This window comes from Gilvimarinus sp. 1_MG-2023 (assembly GCF_030548285.1).
The window spans coordinates 1-258 of sequence record NZ_JAUOSC010001238.1 but is presented as its reverse complement, the minus strand read 5'-3'; the positions used below and the strand labels follow the sequence as shown (position 1 = coordinate 258).

The following is a 258-nucleotide window of genomic DNA, read 5'->3' as shown; positions in this document are numbered from 1 at the left end:
GTCTAATGTGCTGTTCACAATGGCTTTATAATGCACCTGCAAACAGGCGATTTGACGCTGGCTCGATAGCGAACGTTGATAATAAAAAACAATCGCTATACCAACCATCAAAAATATACTGGACGCCCCTACCAGTCGCAAAAACTTAAGCAGTGCGGCCTCTCTGACCGTCGCATCAGAGACAGTGTAAACCTGGTAAACGTATTGTGAATCACGGGTTTGATCCCACAAAATTCGCTGCGCAAGATACCAAACTGT

The 258-nt window shown here is 45.0% G+C and carries 1 protein-coding gene; it reads right to left on the bottom strand.

All coding sequences use genetic code 11. The features are described from left to right. On the bottom strand, window positions 1–231 hold a 231-nt coding region (locus Q4563_RS20820), incomplete at its 3' end, for a hypothetical protein (RefSeq protein WP_303605873.1). Window positions 232–258: the final 27 nt, after the last annotated feature.